The sequence below is a fragment of the Mesorhizobium sp. P2_A12 genome (assembly GCF_056405075.1).
This window is the reverse complement of the sequence record NZ_JBFUCU010000004.1, coordinates 420,348-439,879: the sequence shown is the minus strand read 5'-3', so window position 1 is coordinate 439,879 and position 19,532 is coordinate 420,348. Positions and strand designations below refer to the sequence as shown.

Annotated in this window: 16 protein-coding genes and 1 riboswitch; of the genes, 8 read left to right on the top strand and 8 right to left on the bottom strand. The window is 63.7% G+C overall.

The window, feature by feature from the left end; all coding sequences use genetic code 11:
* The first annotated feature begins 81 nt into the window (after positions 1 to 81).
* Positions 82 to 1,224, top strand: coding sequence for a citrate/2-methylcitrate synthase (locus AC1DZU_RS12425; RefSeq protein WP_477284945.1), 1,143 nt, complete (start codon positions 82 to 84; stop codon positions 1,222 to 1,224).
* A 39-nt stretch (positions 1,225 to 1,263) separates the two neighbouring features.
* Here the strand turns inward: AC1DZU_RS12425 and phaR are convergent, their stop codons facing one another.
* Positions 1,264 to 1,872 carry a polyhydroxyalkanoate synthesis repressor PhaR gene (phaR, locus tag AC1DZU_RS12420; protein WP_477284943.1) on the bottom strand — a complete coding sequence of 203 codons (609 nt, stop codon included), beginning with the start codon at positions 1,870 to 1,872 and terminating at the stop codon, positions 1,264 to 1,266.
* Positions 1,873 to 2,169: 297 nt separating this feature from the next.
* Here phaR and AC1DZU_RS12415 point away from each other — a divergent pair, with 297 nt between their 5' ends.
* The 6 genes from AC1DZU_RS12415 to AC1DZU_RS12390 all read left to right on the top strand — a co-directional run bounded on the left by AC1DZU_RS12415 (position 2,170) and on the right by AC1DZU_RS12390 (position 10,275).
* Complete coding sequence (locus tag AC1DZU_RS12415; protein ID WP_457151519.1) at positions 2,170 to 3,348, top strand: acetyl-CoA C-acetyltransferase; 1,179 nt, start codon at positions 2,170 to 2,172, stop codon at positions 3,346 to 3,348.
* Positions 3,349 to 3,441: 93 nt separating this feature from the next.
* On the top strand, positions 3,442 to 4,167 hold the full coding sequence (gene phbB, locus AC1DZU_RS12410; RefSeq protein ID WP_477284941.1) for an acetoacetyl-CoA reductase: 726 nt from the start codon (positions 3,442 to 3,444) through the stop codon (positions 4,165 to 4,167).
* A 774-nt stretch (positions 4,168 to 4,941) separates the two neighbouring features.
* A complete protein-coding gene (locus AC1DZU_RS12405) occupies positions 4,942 to 8,334 on the top strand; it encodes a helicase-related protein (protein ID WP_477284939.1) in 3,393 nt (1,130 codons plus the stop codon).
* A gap of 16 nt (positions 8,335 to 8,350) precedes the next feature.
* Positions 8,351 to 8,749, top strand: a complete 399-nt coding sequence (locus AC1DZU_RS12400) for an RNA-binding S4 domain-containing protein (protein WP_477284937.1) — start codon at positions 8,351 to 8,353, stop codon at positions 8,747 to 8,749.
* Positions 8,750 to 8,984: 235 nt separating this feature from the next.
* Positions 8,985 to 9,323, top strand: coding sequence for a ferredoxin FdxA (gene fdxA / locus AC1DZU_RS12395; protein WP_095089463.1), 339 nt, complete (start codon positions 8,985 to 8,987; stop codon positions 9,321 to 9,323).
* Positions 9,324 to 9,693: 370 nt separating this feature from the next.
* Positions 9,694 to 10,275 carry a CarD family transcriptional regulator gene (locus AC1DZU_RS12390; RefSeq protein WP_111544498.1) on the top strand — a complete coding sequence of 194 codons (582 nt, stop codon included), beginning with the start codon at positions 9,694 to 9,696 and terminating at the stop codon, positions 10,273 to 10,275.
* Positions 10,276 to 10,361: 86 nt separating this feature from the next.
* Here the strand turns inward: AC1DZU_RS12390 and AC1DZU_RS12385 are convergent, their stop codons facing one another.
* The 3 genes from AC1DZU_RS12385 to AC1DZU_RS12375 form a co-directional block, all read right to left on the bottom strand.
* Positions 10,362 to 11,135, bottom strand: a complete 774-nt coding sequence (locus AC1DZU_RS12385) for an amino acid ABC transporter ATP-binding protein (protein WP_477284934.1) — start codon at positions 11,133 to 11,135, stop codon at positions 10,362 to 10,364.
* Complete coding sequence (locus AC1DZU_RS12380) at positions 11,132 to 11,812, bottom strand: amino acid ABC transporter permease (protein WP_477284932.1); 681 nt, start codon at positions 11,810 to 11,812, stop codon at positions 11,132 to 11,134. Before AC1DZU_RS12380 ends, AC1DZU_RS12385 begins: the two co-directional genes overlap by 4 nt.
* A 136-nt stretch (positions 11,813 to 11,948) precedes the next feature.
* Positions 11,949 to 12,722 carry an amino acid ABC transporter substrate-binding protein gene (locus tag AC1DZU_RS12375; RefSeq protein WP_095089469.1) on the bottom strand — a complete coding sequence of 258 codons (774 nt, stop codon included), beginning with the start codon at positions 12,720 to 12,722 and terminating at the stop codon, positions 11,949 to 11,951.
* A 328-nt stretch (positions 12,723 to 13,050) separates the two neighbouring features.
* On the opposite strand from AC1DZU_RS12375, the gene AC1DZU_RS12370 reads away from it, so the two are divergent.
* Complete coding sequence (locus AC1DZU_RS12370) at positions 13,051 to 13,914, top strand: RNA polymerase factor sigma-32 (protein WP_477284930.1); 864 nt, start codon at positions 13,051 to 13,053, stop codon at positions 13,912 to 13,914.
* A gap of 15 nt (positions 13,915 to 13,929) precedes the next feature.
* Here AC1DZU_RS12370 and AC1DZU_RS12365 read toward each other — a convergent pair whose 3' ends face one another.
* The 4 genes from AC1DZU_RS12365 to thiB form a co-directional block, all read right to left on the bottom strand.
* Entirely contained in the window at positions 13,930 to 15,399 is a 1,470-nt protein-coding gene (locus AC1DZU_RS12365; protein ID WP_477284928.1) for a M48 family metalloprotease, read from the bottom strand.
* A gap of 261 nt (positions 15,400 to 15,660) precedes the next feature.
* Positions 15,661 to 16,443, bottom strand: coding sequence for a thiamine ABC transporter ATP-binding protein (gene thiQ / locus AC1DZU_RS12360; RefSeq protein WP_477284926.1), 783 nt, complete (start codon positions 16,441 to 16,443; stop codon positions 15,661 to 15,663).
* Positions 16,436 to 18,061 (bottom strand): thiamine/thiamine pyrophosphate ABC transporter permease, encoded by a 1,626-nt coding sequence (thiP, locus tag AC1DZU_RS12355; RefSeq protein WP_477284924.1) that lies wholly within the window; start codon positions 18,059 to 18,061, stop codon positions 16,436 to 16,438. Before thiP ends, thiQ begins: the two co-directional genes overlap by 8 nt.
* 257 nt (positions 18,062 to 18,318) lie before the next feature.
* The gene (gene thiB / locus AC1DZU_RS12350) at positions 18,319 to 19,317 is read right to left on the bottom strand and encodes a thiamine ABC transporter substrate binding subunit (protein WP_477284922.1); all 999 of its coding nucleotides are present in this window, start codon (positions 19,315 to 19,317) and stop codon (positions 18,319 to 18,321) included.
* Between the two features lie 43 nt (positions 19,318 to 19,360).
* Positions 19,361 to 19,475: riboswitch (TPP riboswitch) on the bottom strand.
* Positions 19,476 to 19,532: the final 57 nt, after the last annotated feature.

Sequence of the window (19,532 nt, the reverse complement as noted above, 5' to 3'; positions counted from 1 at the left end):
TTGATCCATTTCCCCGCTAGGGATAATGCTAGACAATCTGCCGATCAATCTTGATCAATATAATCAATATCGGAGTTCGATATGTCCGAGTGGTTGTCGCGGGAAGAGGCGCTGGAAAGGCTCAAGGTGCGGCCCCAGACACTCTACGCCTATGTCAGCCGCGGCCGCATCGGCATGCAGCCGGACCGCGCCGATCCGCGCCGCAGCCAGTATCGTGCCGACGACATTGCGGCACTGGCAACGCGAAGGGCGCGAGGACGCAGCCCGTCGGCCATCGCCGAAAGCGCCATTGCCTGGGGCGAACCGTCGATCGTCACCTCGATCTCGACCGTCTTGCACGGTCATCTTGTCTATCGTGGCCAGGACGCCGTTGCGCTTTCAGCGAGTGCCACGCTGGAAGAAACAGCGGCAGTGCTCTGGGCGCTGCCTGAACCGGTGGCCTTCCGAGCGCCGGTGCCGGATGCGGCCCACCAACCCGGCCGGGCCTCGGCCTTTGCGCAACTTGCCGTGCTTGCCGGCCAGGGGCGACCTTCACTCGGGCGCAGCGCCACCTCGCTGCATGCCGATGCCGCGCACGCGGTCGGCGTGTTGGCCAGCGCCTTGGGCGCATCAGCGGGACCGGACCCAGTTCATCGGCGATTGGCGCGGGACTGGTCGGTGGATGCAGCGGGAGCCGATGCGATCCGCCGCGCGCTCGTCCTGCTCGCCGACCACGAACTCAACGCATCGACCTTCGCCGCCCGTGTCGCGGCCTCCACCGGAGCGCCGATGGCCGCTTGCCTGCTCGCTGGGTTGGCGACATTGTCAGGCCCTCGCCATGGCGGCGCCGGCGAAGCGGTGATGCAACTGGCCGAGGATGCGGGGCGGCACGGTGCCGAGGCGGCGATCCGGCGCTGGCTCAGCCATGACCGGCCTCTGCCGAGCTTCGGCCATCCGCTCTATCCCGACGGCGATCCCCGCGCGGCGGCATTGTTGAGCGTGATCGACATCGATGATCTCTCTCAATCGCTGCGTGATGCGGCCCTTGCCGCGACCGGCACGCGCCCGAACATCGACTTCGCTTTGGCCGTGCTGACCCGCGGCCTTGGCTTGCCGCGCGATGCACCGTTCCGCCTGTTCGCACTCGCACGCAGCGTCGGCTGGGCCGCGCACACGATCGAACAGGTGACAAGTGGAACTGTCATCAGGCCACGCGGCCGCTATGAGGGATTGCTGCCGCGATAGCACTATGCGCCGGCTAGCGGATCTTTCGATCCGAACCGCTCACGACATCGTGTCGAGCTTGCGTTGCATGGCGGCGATCTGATCCTTCAGATCCTGAAGGTCGTCGGGCTTTTCCGGTGTTTCCTTCCTGGCCGGCTCGGCCGGGGCCGCGGCTGGCGCGGAACCCGCCGGCGGGAAGGGCGTGAACAGCCGCATCGCATTCTGGAACATTTCCATGTTGCGGCGCGTCTGCTCCTCCAGCGCCTTGATCGGCGTGGTGATCTTCATCATGTCCAGCGGCGACTTGCCGAGCGCACCCTTCATCTGCTCGCGAAAGCGTTCCTGCTCCTTGGAGAAGGCAAGCATGGACTGTTCGAGGAAGCTCGGCACGATCATCTGCATCTGGTCGCCATAATAGGCGATCAGCTGGCGCAGGAACGGGATCGGCAGCATGTTCTGCCCATCCTTGTTCTCCAGCTCGAAGATGATCTGGGTCAGCACCGGATGGGTGATATCGTCACCGGTCTTGGCATCCTGGACGGTGAACTCCTCGCCCTTCTTGACCATCTCGGCGAGGTCCTCGAGCGTCACATAGGTGCTGGTGCCTGTGTTGTAGAGGCGGCGATTGGCGTATTTCTTGATGATGATCGGATCGTCTTTCGCGGCCATCTGCATCCTCCCCGGGACACCGGCGCCCCCGAGTAAGCCGCCGGTAACGATTGTGCCTTTTTTGAGGATATGCGCAAAAGCCTCACAATTCCAAGCAGTTTGTGCACTGCGGCATCATTAAATGCTGCATAGCAGGCAAAATATGCTGCGCAGCAACGGACTGAGTAGCGCCATCGCAAGGCGCCATCTGCTTGCAGCGCATGGGCGCCATGCCCATTTCCGGTTTGACTTGGGTTCTGGAAAGGGCAAGAAAAGTCCTCAACGACAGAACAACACCCTTGAAGTCTGGAGAAGAAAATGTCCGCTTCCATCGTCATTGCCAGTGCGGCGCGCACGCCGGTCGGCTCCTTCAACGGCGCTTTCGCCACCACCCCGGCGCATGAGCTCGGTGCTATCGTCATCAAGGAACTGCTGTCGCGTGCCGGTGTCGAACCAGGCGAGGTCGACGAGGTCATCCTCGGCCAGGTGCTGACCGCCGCTCAGGGTCAGAACCCGGCCCGCCAGGCATCGATCAATGCCGGCCTGCCCAAGGAAACCACGGCCTGGGGTCTCAACCAGGTTTGCGGCTCGGGCCTGCGCGCCATTGCGCTCGGCATGCAGCAGATCGCCACCGGCGATGCCAAGGTTGTCATCGCCGGCGGACAGGAATCGATGTCGCTTTCGGCGCATGCCCAGCACCTGCGCGCCGGCGTCAAGATGGGCGACTTCAAGCTGATCGACACCATGATCAAGGACGGACTGTGGGATGCCTTCAACGGCTACCACATGGGCAACACCGCCGAAAACGTCGCTCGTCAGTTCCAGATCACCCGCGACGATCAGGACCAGTTCGCGCTCGCCTCGCAGAACAAGGCCGAGGCGGCGCAGAAGGCCGGCAAGTTCAAGGACGAGATCGTCGCCGTCACCATCAAGGGCAGGAAGGGCGACACCATTGTCGACCAGGACGAGTACATCCGCCACGGTGCCACGCTCGACGCCATGACCAAGCTGAAGCCGGCTTTCGACAAGGACGGTACGGTGACCGCCGCCAACGCCTCCGGCATCAATGACGGCGCCGCCGGTGCGGTGCTGATGAGCGAAGCGGAAGCGGTGAGGCGCGGCATCACCCCGCTGGCGCGCATCGTGTCCTGGGCAACCGCTGGCGTCGACCCGCAGATCATGGGCACCGGTCCGATACCGGCTTCGCGCAAGGCATTGGAGAAGGCCGGCTGGTCGGTCGGCGATCTCGACCTGATCGAGGCCAACGAGGCCTTTGCCGCCCAGGCTTGCGCCGTCAACAAGGACATGGGCTGGGATCCCTCGATCGTCAACGTCAATGGCGGCGCCATTGCCATCGGCCATCCGATCGGTGCTTCGGGTGCCCGCATCTTCAACACGCTGGTCTTCGAGATGCGCCGGCGCGGCGCCAAGAAAGGCCTCGCCACCCTATGCATCGGCGGCGGCATGGGCGTCGCCATGTGCGTGGAAGCGCTCTAAGGATATCACCTGAACGGGCGGCGCGAGCCGCCCGGTCGGTATGCAGTGCCTGCCAAGCCCGACAACAGGGCGATATCAAAATAGGGGAAACGCATGACCAAGGTAGCAATCGTCACAGGCGGATCGCGCGGCATCGGCGCGGCGATCTCGATAGCATTGAAGAACGCCGGCTATTCGGTTGCCGCCAACTACGCCGGCAATGACGACGCGGCGGCGAAATTCAAGGCCGAGACCGGTATCCCGGTCTACAAATGGTCGGTCGCCGACTACGATTCCTGCACCGCCGGCATCAAGCAGGTCGAGGCTGATCTCGGTCCGGTCTCGGTGCTGGTCAACAATGCCGGCATCACCCGCGACGCCATGTTCCACAAGATCACGCGCGAACAGTGGAAAGAAGTCATCGACACCAATTTGTCGGGCGTCTTCAACATGACGCATCCGCTGTGGAGCGGCATGCGCGACCGCAAGTTCGGCCGCGTCATCACCATCTCCTCGATCAACGGCCAGAAGGGCCAGGCCGGACAGGTGAATTATTCCGCCGCCAAGGCTGGCGATATCGGCTTTTCGAAGGCGCTCGCCCAGGAAGGGGCCCGCGCCGGCATCACCGTCAATGTCATCTGCCCCGGCTATATCGCCACTGAAATGGTCAAGGCGATCGACGAGAAGGTGCTCAACGAGCGCATCATCCCGCAGATCCCCGTCGGCCGCCTCGGCGAACCGGAAGAGATCGCGCGCTGCGTTGTCTTCCTCGCATCCGAAGATGCCGGCTTCATCACCGGCTCGACCATCTCAGCCAATGGCGGCCAATACTTCGCCTGAAGCATTTCACTTCGTCTGAAGCATTCCAGGAAAAGTGCGAAGCGGTTTTTTGTCCAGACGGTAGAAGCGCCGGTGTGGGTGGAGAGATCGACGGACCGGCAAACCGGTCCGTCATTCGCCGGCGACTTCATGCCTTCGACCTGCCCCACGCCGGCTGGTGCCCCATTACGGCACGCAGAGGTTAACAACCACCGGCTGCCCAGTGCAAAAGTGGCTTTGCAACCTGTGGATTCTCGGTGGATAAGCTGTTCGCAACACAAGATATTGGGGTGAACAAAACGGGAAGATTCTGGCATCGCCGATTCGTAGCCGATTCGTTCCGGCTTTGAGCGGAGTGTTAACGACAACGGCTGGAATCGCCCGTCAAATCCTTAACGCCGCTTAGGAAAGATCAACAATTTCATAATCTTGGATGAGGCGAGCCAAGGCATTCCAGTCGTTCGCCGGCAAAGGTTAACGACAGAGCTCGCCCTGCATGAAACGGGCCAGTTCGTTGATTCAGCATATGGTGAGACTCGTGGTCACAAAATCCATATGTAGCCGTGAACAAAAGCTGAATCTGGTCGAGTCACTGATTCGTCTCCGATTCGTTCCAGACTCGTTCCAACTGTTAATCCGCAACCATTCTGGAGCTTGACAGGAGATGACTTCGAGCCACCGGTGGAACATTCCGCTTTCGCTTCGCGCTCGAAATCCTTATGTGTCGCCTGTCATACGCGCCACTTGAGGCACGCTCCCGACAACGAGAGACCAGAAAGCCTTATTTCCAGGTCGATGAACATCCAGTCGAAACATACCGAGCCGCTGATCCTATCGGGCCGTGACGTGACCGCCGTGCTTGGGCCGACCAACACCGGCAAGACCCATCTCGCCATCGAGCGCATGGTGGCGCACGAGAGCGGCATCATCGGCCTGCCGCTCAGGCTGCTTGCGCGTGAGGTCTATGGCCGCGTCTGCGACAAGGTCGGCGCCCACAAGGTCGCGCTGATCACCGGCGAGGAGAAGATCCAGCCGCCCGGCGCCAAATATTCGGTCTGCACCGTCGAGGCCATGCCGCGCGAAACCGACGCCGCCTTCGTCGCCATCGACGAGGTGCAGTTGGCCGGCGATCTCGAGCGCGGCCACATCTTCACCGACCGCATCCTGCACCTGCGCGGCCGCCAAGAAACGCTGCTGCTGGGTGCGGCCACGATGCACGGCATCCTCCAGCGCCTCTTGAAGGGTGTCTCGGTGGTGACGCGGCCGAGGCTGTCGCATCTTGCCTATGCCGGTTCGAAGAAGCTGACGCGGCTGCCGCGGCGCACGGCGATCGTCGCCTTCTCCGCCGACGAGGTCTATGCCATCGCCGAATTGATCCGCCGCCAGCAGGGTGGCGCCGCCGTCGTGCTCGGCGCCCTGTCGCCTCGCACCCGCAACGCCCAGGTGGCGCTGTTCCAGTCGGGCGACGTCGACTATCTCATCGCCACCGACGCCATCGGCATGGGTCTCAACCTTGATCTCGATCATGTCGCCTTCGCCCAGAACCGCAAGTTCGACGGCTATCAGTATCGCAACCTGACGGCGGCCGAGCTTGGCCAGATCGCCGGCCGCGCCGGCCGGCATCTTCGCGACGGCACGTTTGGCGTCACCGGCCAGGTCGATCCGCTGGACGAGGATCTGGTCAAGAAGATCGAAGGCCACGACTTCGACCCGGTGAAGGTGCTGCAGTGGCGCACCGCGCATTTCGACTTCGCCAGCCTCGACGCGCTGAAACGCTCGATCGAGACCAACGCCCCGGTCGAGGGGCTGACGCGGGCACTGCCTGCCGTCGATGCGCAGGCGCTCGAGCACCTGTCGCGCGACGAGGATATCCGCGCACTCGCCACCAATGCCAAACGCGTAGCGCTGCTGTGGGAAGCCTGCGCCCTGCCCGATTACCGCAAGATCGCGCCGGCCCAGCATGCCGACCTCATTGCTTCGATCTATACCGACCTCGCCCGGCATGGCCATGTCGACGAAAATTACATGGCCGAACAGGTGCGCCGCGCCGACACCACCGAAGGCGATATCGACACGCTGTCGCATCGCATTGCCCAGATCCGCACCTGGACATTCGTGTCGAACCGGCCCGGCTGGCTGGCCGATCAGGCACACTGGCAGGAAAAGACGCGCGAAATCGAAGACAGATTGTCGGATGCGCTGCATGAGCGGTTGACGAAACGCTTCGTAGACCGCAGGACTTCCGTCCTCATGCGGCGCCTTAGAGAAAATACCATGCCCGAAGCCGAAATTAGTCCTACCGGAACCGTCCTTGTCGAAGGCCACCATGTCGGCGAGTTGCAAGGGTTCCGCTTCACCGCCGACCAGACCGCCGGCGGCGAAGACGCCAAGGCGGTGCGCACTGCCGCTCAGAAGGCGCTTGCAGCCGAATTCGAGGCGCGCGCCGAACGCTTCGGCGCTAGCGCCAATGGCGATATCGCGCTTGGCTCGGACGGCACCCTGCGCTGGATCGGAGCGCCGATCGGCACGCTGGTTGCAGGCGAAGACACGCTGAAGCCGCGCCTCGTGCTGCTGGCCGACGAACAGTTGACCGGCCCGGCGCGCGACAAGGTCGCGGCGCGTGCCGAGCGTTTCGTCAATTTCCAGATCGAGTTGCTGCTGAAGCCGCTGGTCGACCTGAAGAACGCCGACCAGATTGCCGGCATCGGCCGCGGCATCGCCTTCCAGCTGGTCGAGAATTTCGGCCTCATCAACCGCCGCGACATTGCCGAGGAGATGAAGTCGCTCGACCAGGAGGGCCGTGCCGCCCTTCGACGGCTCGGCGTGCGCTTCGGCGCCTACCATGTCTTCGTGCCGGCGCTGATCAAGCCGGCGCCAGCCGGACTGGTGACCTTGCTGTGGGCGCTGAAGAACGACGGCAAGGACAAGCCGGGCTTTGGCGACGTGGTCCATGCCCTCGCCTCCGGCCGCACCTCGGTGGTCATCGATCCGGCTTTCGACAAGACCTTCTACAGGCTTGCCGGCTACCGCAATCTCGGCCGCCGCGCCGTGCGCATCGACATTCTGGAGCGGCTGGCGGATCTGATCCGCCCGGCGACCAACTGGAAGCCTGGTCTCGGCCAAAGGCCGGACGGCGCCTATGACGGCCAGTCCTTCATGGTGACGCCGCCGATGATGTCGATCCTCGGCGCCACCGCCGACGACATGGAAGAGATCCTGAAAGGTCTCGGCTATCGTTCCGAACCGAAGCCGGCCGTCGAGATCAAGGCGCGGCTCGAAGCGCAGGACAATGCCGCGCGCGAAGCAGCGGCGGCGAAGGCCGCGGCTGAAGAGGCTGCACGAGCCGAGCAGGCCAAGGCGGCGGAAGCCGTGGCGGTCGATGCAGTCGCGGAGGTTTCGGTCGAAGGCTCGGAGCTCGCTGCGCCTGTTGAGGCCGTCGCCGAAACTCCCGCCGAAGTCGTCGCCGAAGCGGCCGAGCCGGTCGCGGAAGAACAACCCGAGGCGCCAGCCGAAGCCACGCAAGAAGCCGCAACGGGGGCCGTCGCCGAAGTGGCCGCCGAACCCGTGCTGGCTGCCGAGCCAGAGGCGGAAGCCGAACCTGTCGCGGCCGCATCGGCAGAGGCAGTTTCCGAAGCTGCGCCAGCAGCGGAAGCGGCGGCGGACGAGCCTGTCTTGGTGGCCGATTCAGCCTCCAGCGAGCCCGTTCCGGAAGCCGAGGCGCCAAAGCCGATTCTGTTGTGGCGCCAGGGCCGTTTCGAACAGCGCCCCCGCCATCCCGGTCGCAACAATCGCTCGCGCAACGGACAGGCGCGCGGCCGGAACGACGCGCCTGCGGATGCCGCCGGCACGCCAGCGGCAGCGACGCCCGGAGAACGTCCGGCCCATGAGGGACGGCGCGACGGCACAGGCAAGCCGCGCTTCGACCGCTCGAAGTTCAAGCCCAAGCCGCAGGGCGAGGGTGAGCAACGGCGTGAAGGCCGCCCACAGGGCGAGCGTCCCGACCGCCGCGAAGGCCGGCCCGACTGGAAGAGCGGCAGACCGGATGGCAAGGGTGGCGGCCCAGATCGGGCCAAGGGGGGCGGAAAGCCAGCCTTCCAGCCAAAGCCGCGCGAGGAGCGCCCGGTGCGCTTCGATCCGGACTCGCCCTTCGCCAAGCTCGCCGCTTTGCGCGACCAGCTGAAGAAGTAGGCTCGGGCTCGCGTCGATGGTTGCCCCAACGGCTGCCCGAGACCGCCAGCGCATCGACAAATGGCTGTTCTTTTCGCGCGCCGTGAAATCGCGGTCGCTGGCGGCGAAACTAGTGGTCGCCGGCCGGGTTCGCATCAATCGCGACAAAGCAGCGCAGGCCTCCGATCTGGTCAAGCCTGGAGACGTGCTGACCATCACACTTGATCGTCGCATCTTCGTCTGGAAGGTGCTGAACGCCGGCGTGCGGCGTGGCCCTGCCGAGGAGGCCCGCACGCTGTACGAGGATATCTCGCCGCCGCCCGCGCCGAAGGGCGAAGCCCCTCCCGATGCAATTCCGGCGCTGCGCGAGGCCGGCAGCGGCCGCCCGACGAAGAAGGAACGCCGCCAGACCGACCGCTTGCTTGGCGATGACTGATGTGTCGGCCAGAAAAGTGCGTAACGATTTTGGCGCAACGACACGCACAAAACGAACCCTGAACGCGGCAAAAACGACACTTCGCAGGACATGACCGATCCCTGCCAGGCCTGCCGTCTGGAATTCCATTTCGGAAACGCCGACGCCGCCAGGCATGGCTGCCCTTGCAAGCGGCGGATAAAGGCGTTACCTCACGGAAAAAGCCCAACAAAATGGGACGTTCCGGAGCCGACCGATGACCTATGTCGTGACCGACAATTGCATCAAATGCAAATACATGGACTGCATCGAGGTCTGTCCGGTCGATTGTTTCTACGAAGGCGAGAACATGCTCGTCATCCATCCCGACGAGTGCATCGACTGCGGTGTCTGCGAGCCGGAATGCCCGGCCGACGCGATCAAGCCAGACACCGAGTCGGGGCTCGACAAATGGCTGCAGATCAACACAGAATACGCCGAGAAATGGCCCAATATCACCGCCAAGAAGGAACCTCCGGCCGACGCCAAATCCTTCGACGGCGAGGCCGGTAAGTTCGAGAAATACTTCTCGGCCGAGCCCGGCGAAGGCGATTGACAACAGGTCCACAAAGGCCCGTATTACGTTGGGTAAGAGGCAGGTCACATTAAGCGCCTTGACAGGCGGCGCTTAACTGTGGCCTTCGCCGATGCAGCAAAACCTTGATTCTTCCGACTTTTTGTGTTACATCAGTCAAACATGCCGGTGACACAACGTCGATTTATGGCGCAGACGCCCCAAATCACTGAAAGGTGAAAATCTCATTCCGGACCAGAGCGATCTGGGCCAGGCGGTCGCACTATTGCGGTTTGCCGGTCCCGGCTTTTCCGGATGGGTTCATCTGTTGTGCGGCTAACGATCGGTTTCCCCGATCGCGCGAGTTCGGGCCGGCAGGACGCCGGTACCACAACAAGGAGTTCAGGGCGCAATGGCAACGATAACCCCGCAGAAGAAGTCCTCCGCTGCGCGTCACGGTTTCAAGACCGGTGAGTATATTGTCTATCCGGCGCATGGCGTCGGCCAGATCGTCTCGATCGACGAGCAGGAAGTCGCTGGGCATAAGCTGGAACTGTTCGTCATCGACTTCCAGAAGGACAAGATGCGCCTGAAGGTGCCGGTCGCCAAGGCGACCTCCATCGGCATGCGTAAGCTGTCGGAAGAGGATTATGTCGAGCGCGCGCTGAAAGTCGTGCAGGGGCGCGCCCGCGTGAAGCGCACCATGTGGTCGCGCCGCGCCCAGGAATATGATGCGAAGATCAATTCCGGCGACCTGATCTCGATCTCGGAAGTTGTGCGCGACCTCTACCGCGCCGACAATCAGCCCGAGCAGTCCTATTCCGAACGCCAGCTCTACGAGGCGGCACTCGACCGCATGGCCCGCGAGATCGCGGCCGTCAACCGCATGTCGGAAACCGAAGCCGTGCGCCTGATCGAGGTCAACCTCAACAAGGGCCCTAAGCGGGGTGCCAAGGCTGACAATGAGGAAGCCGAGCAGGAAGAAGCTGCCTGAGGCTTTTCACCTTCGAATGCATGAAAAACCCGGCCTCGTGCCGGGTTTTTTGTTTCTGGGAAGATCGGCTGAAACGGGGGCGGCGCCTACGCCTCGCCGCCACCCTCCTTCTCCGCCTCTTGCTTCAGCGTCGCAATGAAACGCTTGGTCCGCTGGCGTTCCGGATTGCCAAACAGCAAGGCCGCCGGGCCTTTCTCGACGATGACGCCGGCATCGAGGAAGACCACCTCCTGCGCGATCTTGGAGGCGAGGCGCAGATCATGCGTCGCCATCACCATGGTCGTCCCTTCGCTGGCGAGCTTGCCGAGCACGTCGACCACCTCTTGCGCCAGTTCCGGGTCGAGCGCCGAGGTCGGCTCGTCGCACAGCAGCACTTTCGGCGACGGGGCGAGCGCGCGAGCGATCGCCACGCGCTGTTGTTGACCGCCCGACAGGGTTGCCGGCCAGGCGTCAGCCTTGTGTGCCATGCCGACCTTTTCCAGCAAAGCGAGCGCCCGCTCGCGCGCCCGCTCCGTCGGCCATTTCAGCACCGTCACCAGTCCTTCCATGACATTCTCGATCGCGGTGCGATGCGGAAACAGCTGGAAGTTCTGGAACACCATGCCGGTCTGCAGGCGCAGGCGCTGGATGTCCCTGGCCGGGACCTTGCCGTCAGGACGGAATTCGAGCGTCTCGTCACCGATCCGCACTGTACCCGATGTCGGGATCTCCAGCAGGTTGATGCAGCGCAGCAGCGTGCTCTTGCCGCCGCCCGAAGGGCCGACCAGCGCCGTCACGCTGCCCTCGGCGATGGTGACCGTCACGCTCTTCAGCACGAGATTGTCGCCGAAGCGCTTTTCGATGTTGGTGAGGCCGATCATGAGCGCGCCTCCAGGAAGCCGCCGTAGCGGTTGAGCCGTTCTTCCAGCCGCGTCTGCAAGGCCGACAGCACTGAGCTCATCGCCAGATAGAGGATCGCCGCCTCGACATAGAGGATCAGCGGCTCATAGGTGGTGGCGACGATGCGCTGCGCCGCCTGGAACATTTCCGGCACGGTGATGGCGGCGGCCAGCGACGTATCCTTGACCAGCGAGATGAAGGTGTTGGAGAGCGGCGGCACCGCGACCCGTCCGGCTTGCGGCAGGATTGTGCGCCGCATCGCCTGGCTCCAGGTCATGCCAATCGAATAGGCGGCTTCCCACTGGCCTTTCGGCACCGAGCCTATTGCCGCGCGGATGATTTCCGACGTGTAGGCGCCGATATTGAGCGTGAAGCCGATCAACGCGGCGGTGAAGGCGTCGAGCAGGATGCCGACCGACGGCAGGCCGTAAAAGATCAGGAACAGCTGCACCAGCAGCGGCGTGCCGCGAAAGATCCAGACATAGAAGCGCACAAGCGCGACCAGCGGTTTTGGACCGAACAGCCGGGAAATGGCTGCGCCGAGGCCGACCGTCAGGCCGAGAGCGAAGGACAGCAGTGTCAATGGCACGGTGAAGATCAGGGCCGCCCACAACAGCGAAGGCAGCGACTCCAGCATCAGTTGCAGCCAGTGCGGCACGTAAGACCCTCCAGATGGTCGAGGCGGCTTCATCGGGCGCGAATGCGATCGACATATCACGACAAAAGCGGCGGACCGTCAAAGACGGCTCGCCGCTTGATATCTCATCGGCCGGTGACCGGCCTCGCCACTTAGATTACTTCGAAACGTCCTGGCCGAAATAAGTGTCGGCGATCTTCTTGTAGGTGCCATCGGCCTTGATGTCGGCCAGCGCCTTGTTGATCGCCGCAACCAGTTCCGGATCGCCCTTGCGCACGATGACGCCGGAATAGTCGGCGTTTTCCTCTTGCGCGGCGATCTTCACATTGGCGTCGGGCTTGTGCTTCTTGAAGTCGAGGAACGACAGGCTGTCATTGATGGTGGCGTCGGCACGGCCGGTCAGAAGCAGCTGGATCGACTGGTCGAAGCCGTCGGTGCCGACGAGTTCGGCGCCGTTGGTCTCTGCGAGCTTGCCGAAATTCGAGGTCAGCGACTGCGCCGACTTCTTGCCCTTGAGATCGGCGAAGGTCTTGATGTCGGTGTTGTCGCCGCGCACGATCAGCACCGCCTTGGAGGCGATGTAGGGGTCGGAGAAGTCGTATTTGGCCTTGCGCGCGTCGGTGATGCCGACTTCGTTGATCACAGTATCGTAGCGATTGGCGTCGAGACCGGCGATCAGCCCGTCCCACTTGCCTTCGAGGAACTCGGCCTTGACGCCGAGCTTGTCGGCGATCGCCTTGGCGATCTCGACGTCGAAGCCGACCAGCGCGCCGGAAGTGTCATGATAGGTGAACGGCGCATAGGTGCCTTCCGTACCGACCTTGATGACGCCCGCCTGCTTGATCTGGTCGAGATTGGCGCCGGCATGGCCTGACGTGACGGCCAGAGCCTGCAGCGTTCCGGCGACGATAAGCGACTTGAGCCATTTCATTTTTCTGTGATCCCGTCTTTGGCCGGCTGTCCGGCATGTTGTGAGGGTTGGAAACTGACAGATACAAGTCAGAAAAATAAGGAACAGGATTTCAAAAACAACCAACTTCTGAAATCAGATTCTCGAAATAGTGCTTTTTGGTCGCAATCGGCAGGGTCGCCGATCATCGCCGAGATCCCTCAGGCAACAAATCCAGCCGCCAACGGCTACGGAACCATTTTCCCGCATGGCACGTTCTGGATTTCTAGGGCACGACGCTGCGATTTCAACCCAGGCGCCCTGCCAAGTTTGCAAAGTCATCCGCATCGCCTGAGCCAGGGAGCGCCTCATGATGGAAGACACTGCAGGACGGATCATGGTCCGCGCGGCAATGAGGGCTCCCTACCTCGAACGTGAGGAAGAGCACCGGCTCGCCTTGCGCTGGAAAGAAGACAACGACCAGAACGCGCTGCACAGCATCACGGTTGCACATATGCGGCTGGTCATTTCCATGGCTTCCAAATTCCGCCACTACGGTCTGCCGCTCGGCGATCTGATCCAGGAAGGGCATGTCGGCCTGCTTGAGGCGGCCGCCCGCTTCGAGCCCGAGCGCGAGGTGCGGTTTTCGACCTACGCGACGTGGTGGATCCGCGCCTCGATGCAGGACTACATCCTGCGCAACTGGTCGATCGTGCGCGGCGGCACCAGCTCGGCGCAGAAGGCTCTTTTCTTCAACCTGCGCCGCTTGCGCGCGCGGCTGGCCAACGGCACCGAACCGCTGTCCAACGCGACGCTCTATCGCGAGGTATCGGAAGCGCTCGGCGTCTCCGAGGCCGACGTGGCGATGATGGATTCGCGGCTGTCGGCGCCCGACTCCTCGCTCAACATGCCGGTTGCCGATGACGCGGGTTCGAACGAGCGCATGGATTTCCTCGTCTCGGACGATCCCCTGCCCGACGAGGTCGTTGGTGACACGATCGATGTCGAGCGCCGCTCCGTGTGGTTGAAAGCGGCGCTCGCCGCCCTCAACGCCCGCGAGCTCCGGATCATCGAGGAGCGCCGGCTGAGCGACGAAGGCGCAACGCTGGAAGCGCTTGGCGAGACGCTTGGCATCTCCAAGGAGCGCGTCCGCCAGATCGAGGCGCGCGCCATGGAAAAGCTCAAGGTGGCGCTGGTGAAGCAGAATCCGGAATTTCTGGCGACTGCCGCCTGACCCATGGCAGGCGCCTTACTTGTCGGTGACGATCTTGACCTTGTCGCCGGCCGAGACCGCGGCACCCGGCGACAGCGCGTTCAATACGCGGAACAGGTCGAGCTTGCGGTCGACACCGACCATCTGGGCGGAAAGCGAACCCATCGTCTGGCCGGGTTGAACGGTGACGACGCGGATATGCAGCGGCTTCAGCGCCGCCTTTTCCGCGGCACTGAGGATACGGAACGATCCGCTCACCGAACGCGCCACCGCATCCAGCGACGTGCTGGCCGACGGCGCCGCCGTCAGCAGCCGGTAGACCTGGCCGCCGGCGCGGATCACGGCGATATCGAACTGCCAGCCTTCGGCACCGGCATGCGCGGTCGCCGCCTCGTTGCCGTTGATCATTTCCTGCTTGACGGTGCTGTCGTCTAGCCCAGCCACCCAGCCGCTGCGGATATAGTCGGTGAGCGCCCGGTTCTTGTCGATCGAAACACCGTCGAAACGGATCGCCATGTCACCAGGCCCGGTTGCCGTCACCGCCGCCGCCGAATTGTCGATGATGAAGCCCTGGGGCACCGAGAAGGACACGCCGAGGCCCGGATGCAGGAAGGTTTCGCCGCGCACATAGCCTTCTTCCGGCGTGTCGCCATAGAGCAGGCCGTCTATGCCGGCGAGGAAGGAATCGCGGTCTCGGGTGCCGAAGCCGGGCGCGCCGAACTGGCGGGCATGGCGCTGCGCCAGATCGATGCGCTGCGGCGTGTTGGGGTGAGTGGCCAGGAAGTCGAGGCTGGCGTCGGTGGCGCCGCTGATCGAGCGGAAGTCGGTATAGGCCGACATCGACTGCAGGAAGCGGCCGGCGGCGAAAGGATCGTAGCCGGCTTCGCCGATCGACTTGATGCCGATGGCGTCCGCCTCCAGCTCCTGGTTGCGCGAGAATTGCGCCAGCCTCAGCTTGCCGCGGATCAACGCCGCCTTGGCGGTCGGGCTGTCGCCGAGCACATCGGAGACCACCTTGGTCGCCAGGCCTTCCTCGGCTTCCAGTTGCTGGCGCTGCAAGCCGTGGTTGGCGGTGACGTGGCCCATCTCATGCGCGATGACCGCGGCAAGCTCGGCCGAATCATTGGCCAGCGCCAGCAGACCGCGCGTAATGTAGAGATAGCCGCCCGGCAGCGCGAAGGCGTTGACGTTGGGCGAATTCAGAATGGTGATGCGATAGGTCTGCGTCGGATTGGCCGACACGACAGTCAGATTGCCGACCACCTTGGCGACCATGCGCTCGAGCTTGGGATCGGAATATTCGCCGCCATAGGTCGCCAGGATGCGCGGATGCTGCGCCTTGGCCAGTTCGGCGAGCTTGCTGTTGGCGGCGACATTGTCGACGGTGATCGGCCTGTCGGAAGGCTGGAAGCCGGATTCCTGAACTTCGGGAGGCGTGAACATCTGGCAGCTCGCCAGCGCCACGGCAAAGCCGGCCAGCGCGAGAAAGCGCGCCAGCGGATTCATTCGTAGTTTGTCAACGCCGATCGCCAGAACGGCTTCCTTTCGGGTCCCGGCGCATGACCACGAAAATCGGGGGCGATCTTCGGAAAATGTCATGCGCTATCTCAAACTGCTGCAGCATCCGTCGCGCGTCCCCTTGAGGGGCGAGCGGCGGATGCTGCAGGCAAATCACGGCCTATGCCGGACCAGTAGGGCGGACCTAGCCACACTCCTCCAGTCATGGCAAGCAAGCGCCGCATCGCCTGGAGCCGGTTTGACCGTAAATTATGTCCGCTTCCGGGCAACATCTCGTGATACGGCATCGCCGTCACCCGCGCCGATATAGCGCCGGAACACTTCCGGACCAGCCCCGGTGAAGAAATCGTCCGCCTTTCCGGTTGCCGCGACAACGCCATTGTCCAGAAACACCACGTGCTCGCTGATTCGGCGGGCATCCTCCGGCTGGTGGGTGACGAACAGCACCGTCATGCCTCGTTCTGCGTGCAGCGTGGCGACCAGATCCAGCATGTCGTCGCGCAGCGCCGGTCCGAGCGAGGCGAAGGGTTCGTCGAGCAGGAGCACCGGCCGGTCGCGGACCAGGACCCGGGCCAGGGCGACGCGCTGGCGCTCACCGCCGGAGAGTTCGCGCGGCAGGCGCTTTTTCTTGCCGGCAAGGCCGGTGCGTTCGAGCGCCTCGGCGATCGCGGCGCGGTCCCTGTCGGTCAGCCGCAAGGATGGCGAGCGGCCGAGCCCGACATTCTGTTCGACTGAGAGATGGGCGAAGAGATTGTTTTCCTGGAACACCATCGACACCGGCCGCGCTGACGGTGGCTCGGCGCTGACATCGGCCCCGCCGATCAGCACGCGGCCCGACTGCGGCGTCTCGAAGCCCGCCACAAGGTTGAGCAGCGTCGACTTGCCAGAACCGCTCGGCCCCATGATGGCGGTGATTTTCGCCGCGGCGAAATCGACATCAAAAGCGAGCGGCGCCTCGCCATAGCTGAACGACACCTGGTCCAGCCGCACCGGGGCGCCCTTTTCAGGCCTGCTAGCCACCCCGTCAGGCATCCCGGCTCTTCTCCGTTCCCAGCCAGTGCGCCGCCATGATCAACGCGAGGCAGACCAGGCCGAGCAGCAGCGCCAGGCCGGCGGCGTCCTGCGTGCGGTAGCTGCCCATGCGTGCCAACAATAGGTAGGGCAAGGTCTGCACCGAATCACTGCCGAACAGCGCGATGACGCCGAGATCGCCGAGCGACAGCGCCATGGCGAAAGCAAAGGCGGTGGCGAGCGGCCGCCGCAGCGACGGCCAGTCGACCAGCAGCAAGCGGTTCCAGCCCGTGATGCCGAGCTGCTCACAGAGCCGTTCGTGACGCTCGCTCGCCGCATCATAGGCGGGACGGACAGCGCGCAGCGCGAACGGCATCGCCATCACCGCGTTGACGGTCACGACCATGACCGGGGCGATGGCAAAGACATCGCCGACATGGCGCAGCAACAGGAACCAGCCGGCGCCGACGACGATCGGCGGCACGACGAGGACAAAACCGGCGCCGGTATCGGCGGCGTGTTCGAGCATCGTCTTCGCGCCGGAGCGGCGATTCAGCGCCAGCGCCCGGCGTGCCATGGTCAGCGCCAGCGACAGCGCCACGGAAAGCAGTGCCGACAGGAAGGCGAGCACCGCGCTAGTCAGCGTCGCCTGCCGCACGACGACCTCGCCGGCAAGCCGGCCGAGATTGGCGCTAAGCCCGGCCATCACCGTGGCCGCCATCGGTCCGACGACGAACAGCAGCGCCAGCACGATGAGCACGACGTTCAGCAAGGTCTCGGTCCCATTGACGGAGAGGTAGCGGCGCGGCGCCACCGGCAGGTTGGTGTCGCCGGCCACATTGGCGCCAAGCCGCGTCAGCGCCAGCACGACGACAAACGTCAAGGCAATCTGCAGCAAGGTCAGCGTGACCGCCCGCGCGGGATCGAAATCGAACCGCAGCGCCTGGTAGATGCCGACCTCCAGCGTCGTCGCGGCCGGCCCGCCGCCGAGCGTCAGCACGATCGTGAACGAGGTGATGCAGAGCATGAAGACAAGCCCGGCGACGCCAGGCAGGGCCGCGCGCAGCGTCGGCCATTCGATCAGCCGGAACGCCGGCCGTGCGCCCATGCCGAGCTGGCTGGCCAACCGCCACTGATCGGCGGGAATGGTCTGCAATGCCTCGAGGAACAGCCGCACGCTGAGCGGCAGGTTGAAGAAGACATGCGCGACGAGAATGCCGGACAGGCCATAGATGCCCGGCCAGTTCCCGCCGCCGATCATCGCGAACACGCCGGCAAAATAGCCGGCGCGGCCATAGAGAGCCAGAATGCCGAGTGCCGCGACGATGGCAGGCAGCGCCAATGGTACGGCAAACAGCTGCAGGATGAAGGCGCGGCCAGGGAAGCGTGGATGCCGCGACAGCGCGCGCGCCACCAACAGCGCCGGCCCGACCGAAAGCAGCGTCGAGAGCGCCGCTTGCCACAGGGTGAAGCGAACGACGCGCAGCAGATAAGGATCGAAGGCTGCCCAGGCGCCGGAGAAGTCGTGAGCGCCTTCGAAAAGCAGCCCGGCAAACGCGCCGCAAATTAGCAGCGCGATCGGGCCGAGCGCGATGATGCCGGCGGTGATGCGGGGGTCAGTTGGATGGCGCGTGGGCATGTCGCGCTACCCAACGCTGTCATGGGTGTCAATTGATTGAAATGCTTGGCTAAGGTCTAGTTCCCGCCCACCCCCCTCTGTCCTACCGGACATCTTCCCCGAAAGGGGGGAGATTGCTCGTTTCGCCACCCAGGCCAATTTCCAAAATGGCAGGAATGAGCGAGGTGACAGAGCTGCCGATCTCCCTCCTTGCGGGGGAGATGGCCGGCAGGCCAGAGGGGGGTGACTTGGCACAAACATATGGCGAAGCTTGAATCCTACTTGCTCATCGCAGCCAGCCATTCATCGACCCAGGCCTTGCGGTTGGCGGCGACCTCTTCGGGGCTGAACAGCAAGGTCTTGGTCGGCTTGACCAGTTTGTCGAAGGCCGGGTTGAGCGGCTTGTCGGTCTTGCCGGCCGGGAACATCCAGTTGGTCTCGGGGATGGCATCCTGGAATTTCGGTCCGGTCATGAAGGCCATGAACTTTTCCGCCAGCGGGTTTTTCGCCCCGGTCGTGGTGATGCCGGCGACCTCGATCTGCAGATATTCGCCCTCCTCGAACGACGCTGCCTGGTAGCGCTCGGTGTTCTCGGCGACCATGTGATAGGCCGGCGAGGTGGTGTAGGACAGCACCATCGGCGCCTCGCCCTTGGTGAACAGGCCATAGGCCTCGCTCCAGCCCGGCGTCACGGTCAACACTTTCGACTTGAGCTTGGCCCAGGCTTCCGGCGCCTTGTCGCCATAGACCGACTTGACCCACAACAGCAGGCCGAGACCCGGGGTCGAGGTGCGCGGGTCCTGGATGACGATCTTGTCGTCGGCGCTGCCTTCGACCAGGTCCTTCAGGCTCTTCGGCGGGCTCTTCAGCTTTTCGGTGTCGTAGACGACAGCGAAATAGCCATAGTCGAAAGGTACGAAAGTACCGTCGCTCCAGCCGCCCGGCACATTGACGTCGGACACAGCGCCATGCGGCGCAAACAGGCCGGTAGCCTTGGCATCGGCGGTGAGATTGGTGTCGAGCCCCAGCACGATGTCGGCCTTGGTCGATGCCCCTTCCAGCCTGACGCGGTTGAGCAGCGCGACGCCATCGGCGACGGAGACGAACTCGACATCGCAGCCGCACTCGGCTTCGAATTCCTTCTTCACCACGGGACCCGGACCCCAGTCGGCGGTGAAACTCTCATAGGTGTAGACGGTGAGCTTGTCCTTGGCCAAGGCAGGTCCGGACAGGGCCACAACCATGGCTGAGGCAAGGGAGTAGAAAAGCGTGCGCATCGGCGCCTCCTTCGTTCGAATTGAAAGGAATTGAGGCGCCGGACTGTCCGAAACGTCTAATCCCTCCGCCGGTACAAACCGGATCAGGTTCAGCGGGTTGGCGAGATTGCCTCTCAGCCGGTCCGCGAAGATCGCGTCCGGCACCCCGTTAGAGCGTTTCGAGACATAGGCCGGGCCGATCCCTCACGCAAGTGGCAGTTTGCCGGCCTTCCGTT

Bases quoted from the DNA above. Each gene is read 5' to 3' on its own strand.
- AC1DZU_RS12425 (WP_477284945.1), top strand. From the start codon at position 82: ATGTCCGAGTGGTTGTCGCGGGAAGAGGCGCTGGAAAGGCTCAAGGTG.
- phaR (WP_477284943.1), bottom strand. From the start codon at position 1,872: ATGGCCGCGAAAGACGATCCGATCATCATCAAGAAATACGCCAATCGC.
- AC1DZU_RS12415 (WP_457151519.1), top strand. From the start codon at position 2,170: ATGTCCGCTTCCATCGTCATTGCCAGTGCGGCGCGCACGCCGGTCGGC.
- phbB (WP_477284941.1), top strand. From the start codon at position 3,442: ATGACCAAGGTAGCAATCGTCACAGGCGGATCGCGCGGCATCGGCGCG.
- AC1DZU_RS12405 (WP_477284939.1), top strand. From the start codon at position 4,942: ATGAACATCCAGTCGAAACATACCGAGCCGCTGATCCTATCGGGCCGT.
- AC1DZU_RS12400 (WP_477284937.1), top strand. From the start codon at position 8,351: ATGGTTGCCCCAACGGCTGCCCGAGACCGCCAGCGCATCGACAAATGG.
- fdxA (WP_095089463.1), top strand. From the start codon at position 8,985: ATGACCTATGTCGTGACCGACAATTGCATCAAATGCAAATACATGGAC.
- AC1DZU_RS12390 (WP_111544498.1), top strand. From the start codon at position 9,694: ATGGCAACGATAACCCCGCAGAAGAAGTCCTCCGCTGCGCGTCACGGT.
- AC1DZU_RS12385 (WP_477284934.1), bottom strand. From the start codon at position 11,135: ATGATCGGCCTCACCAACATCGAAAAGCGCTTCGGCGACAATCTCGTG.
- AC1DZU_RS12375 (WP_095089469.1), bottom strand. From the start codon at position 12,722: ATGAAATGGCTCAAGTCGCTTATCGTCGCCGGAACGCTGCAGGCTCTG.
- AC1DZU_RS12370 (WP_477284930.1), top strand. From the start codon at position 13,051: ATGATGGAAGACACTGCAGGACGGATCATGGTCCGCGCGGCAATGAGG.
- AC1DZU_RS12365 (WP_477284928.1), bottom strand. From the start codon at position 15,399: ATGAATCCGCTGGCGCGCTTTCTCGCGCTGGCCGGCTTTGCCGTGGCG.
- thiQ (WP_477284926.1), bottom strand. From the start codon at position 16,443: ATGCCTGACGGGGTGGCTAGCAGGCCTGAAAAGGGCGCCCCGGTGCGG.
- thiP (WP_477284924.1), bottom strand. From the start codon at position 18,061: ATGCCCACGCGCCATCCAACTGACCCCCGCATCACCGCCGGCATCATC.
- thiB (WP_477284922.1), bottom strand. From the start codon at position 19,317: ATGCGCACGCTTTTCTACTCCCTTGCCTCAGCCATGGTTGTGGCCCTG.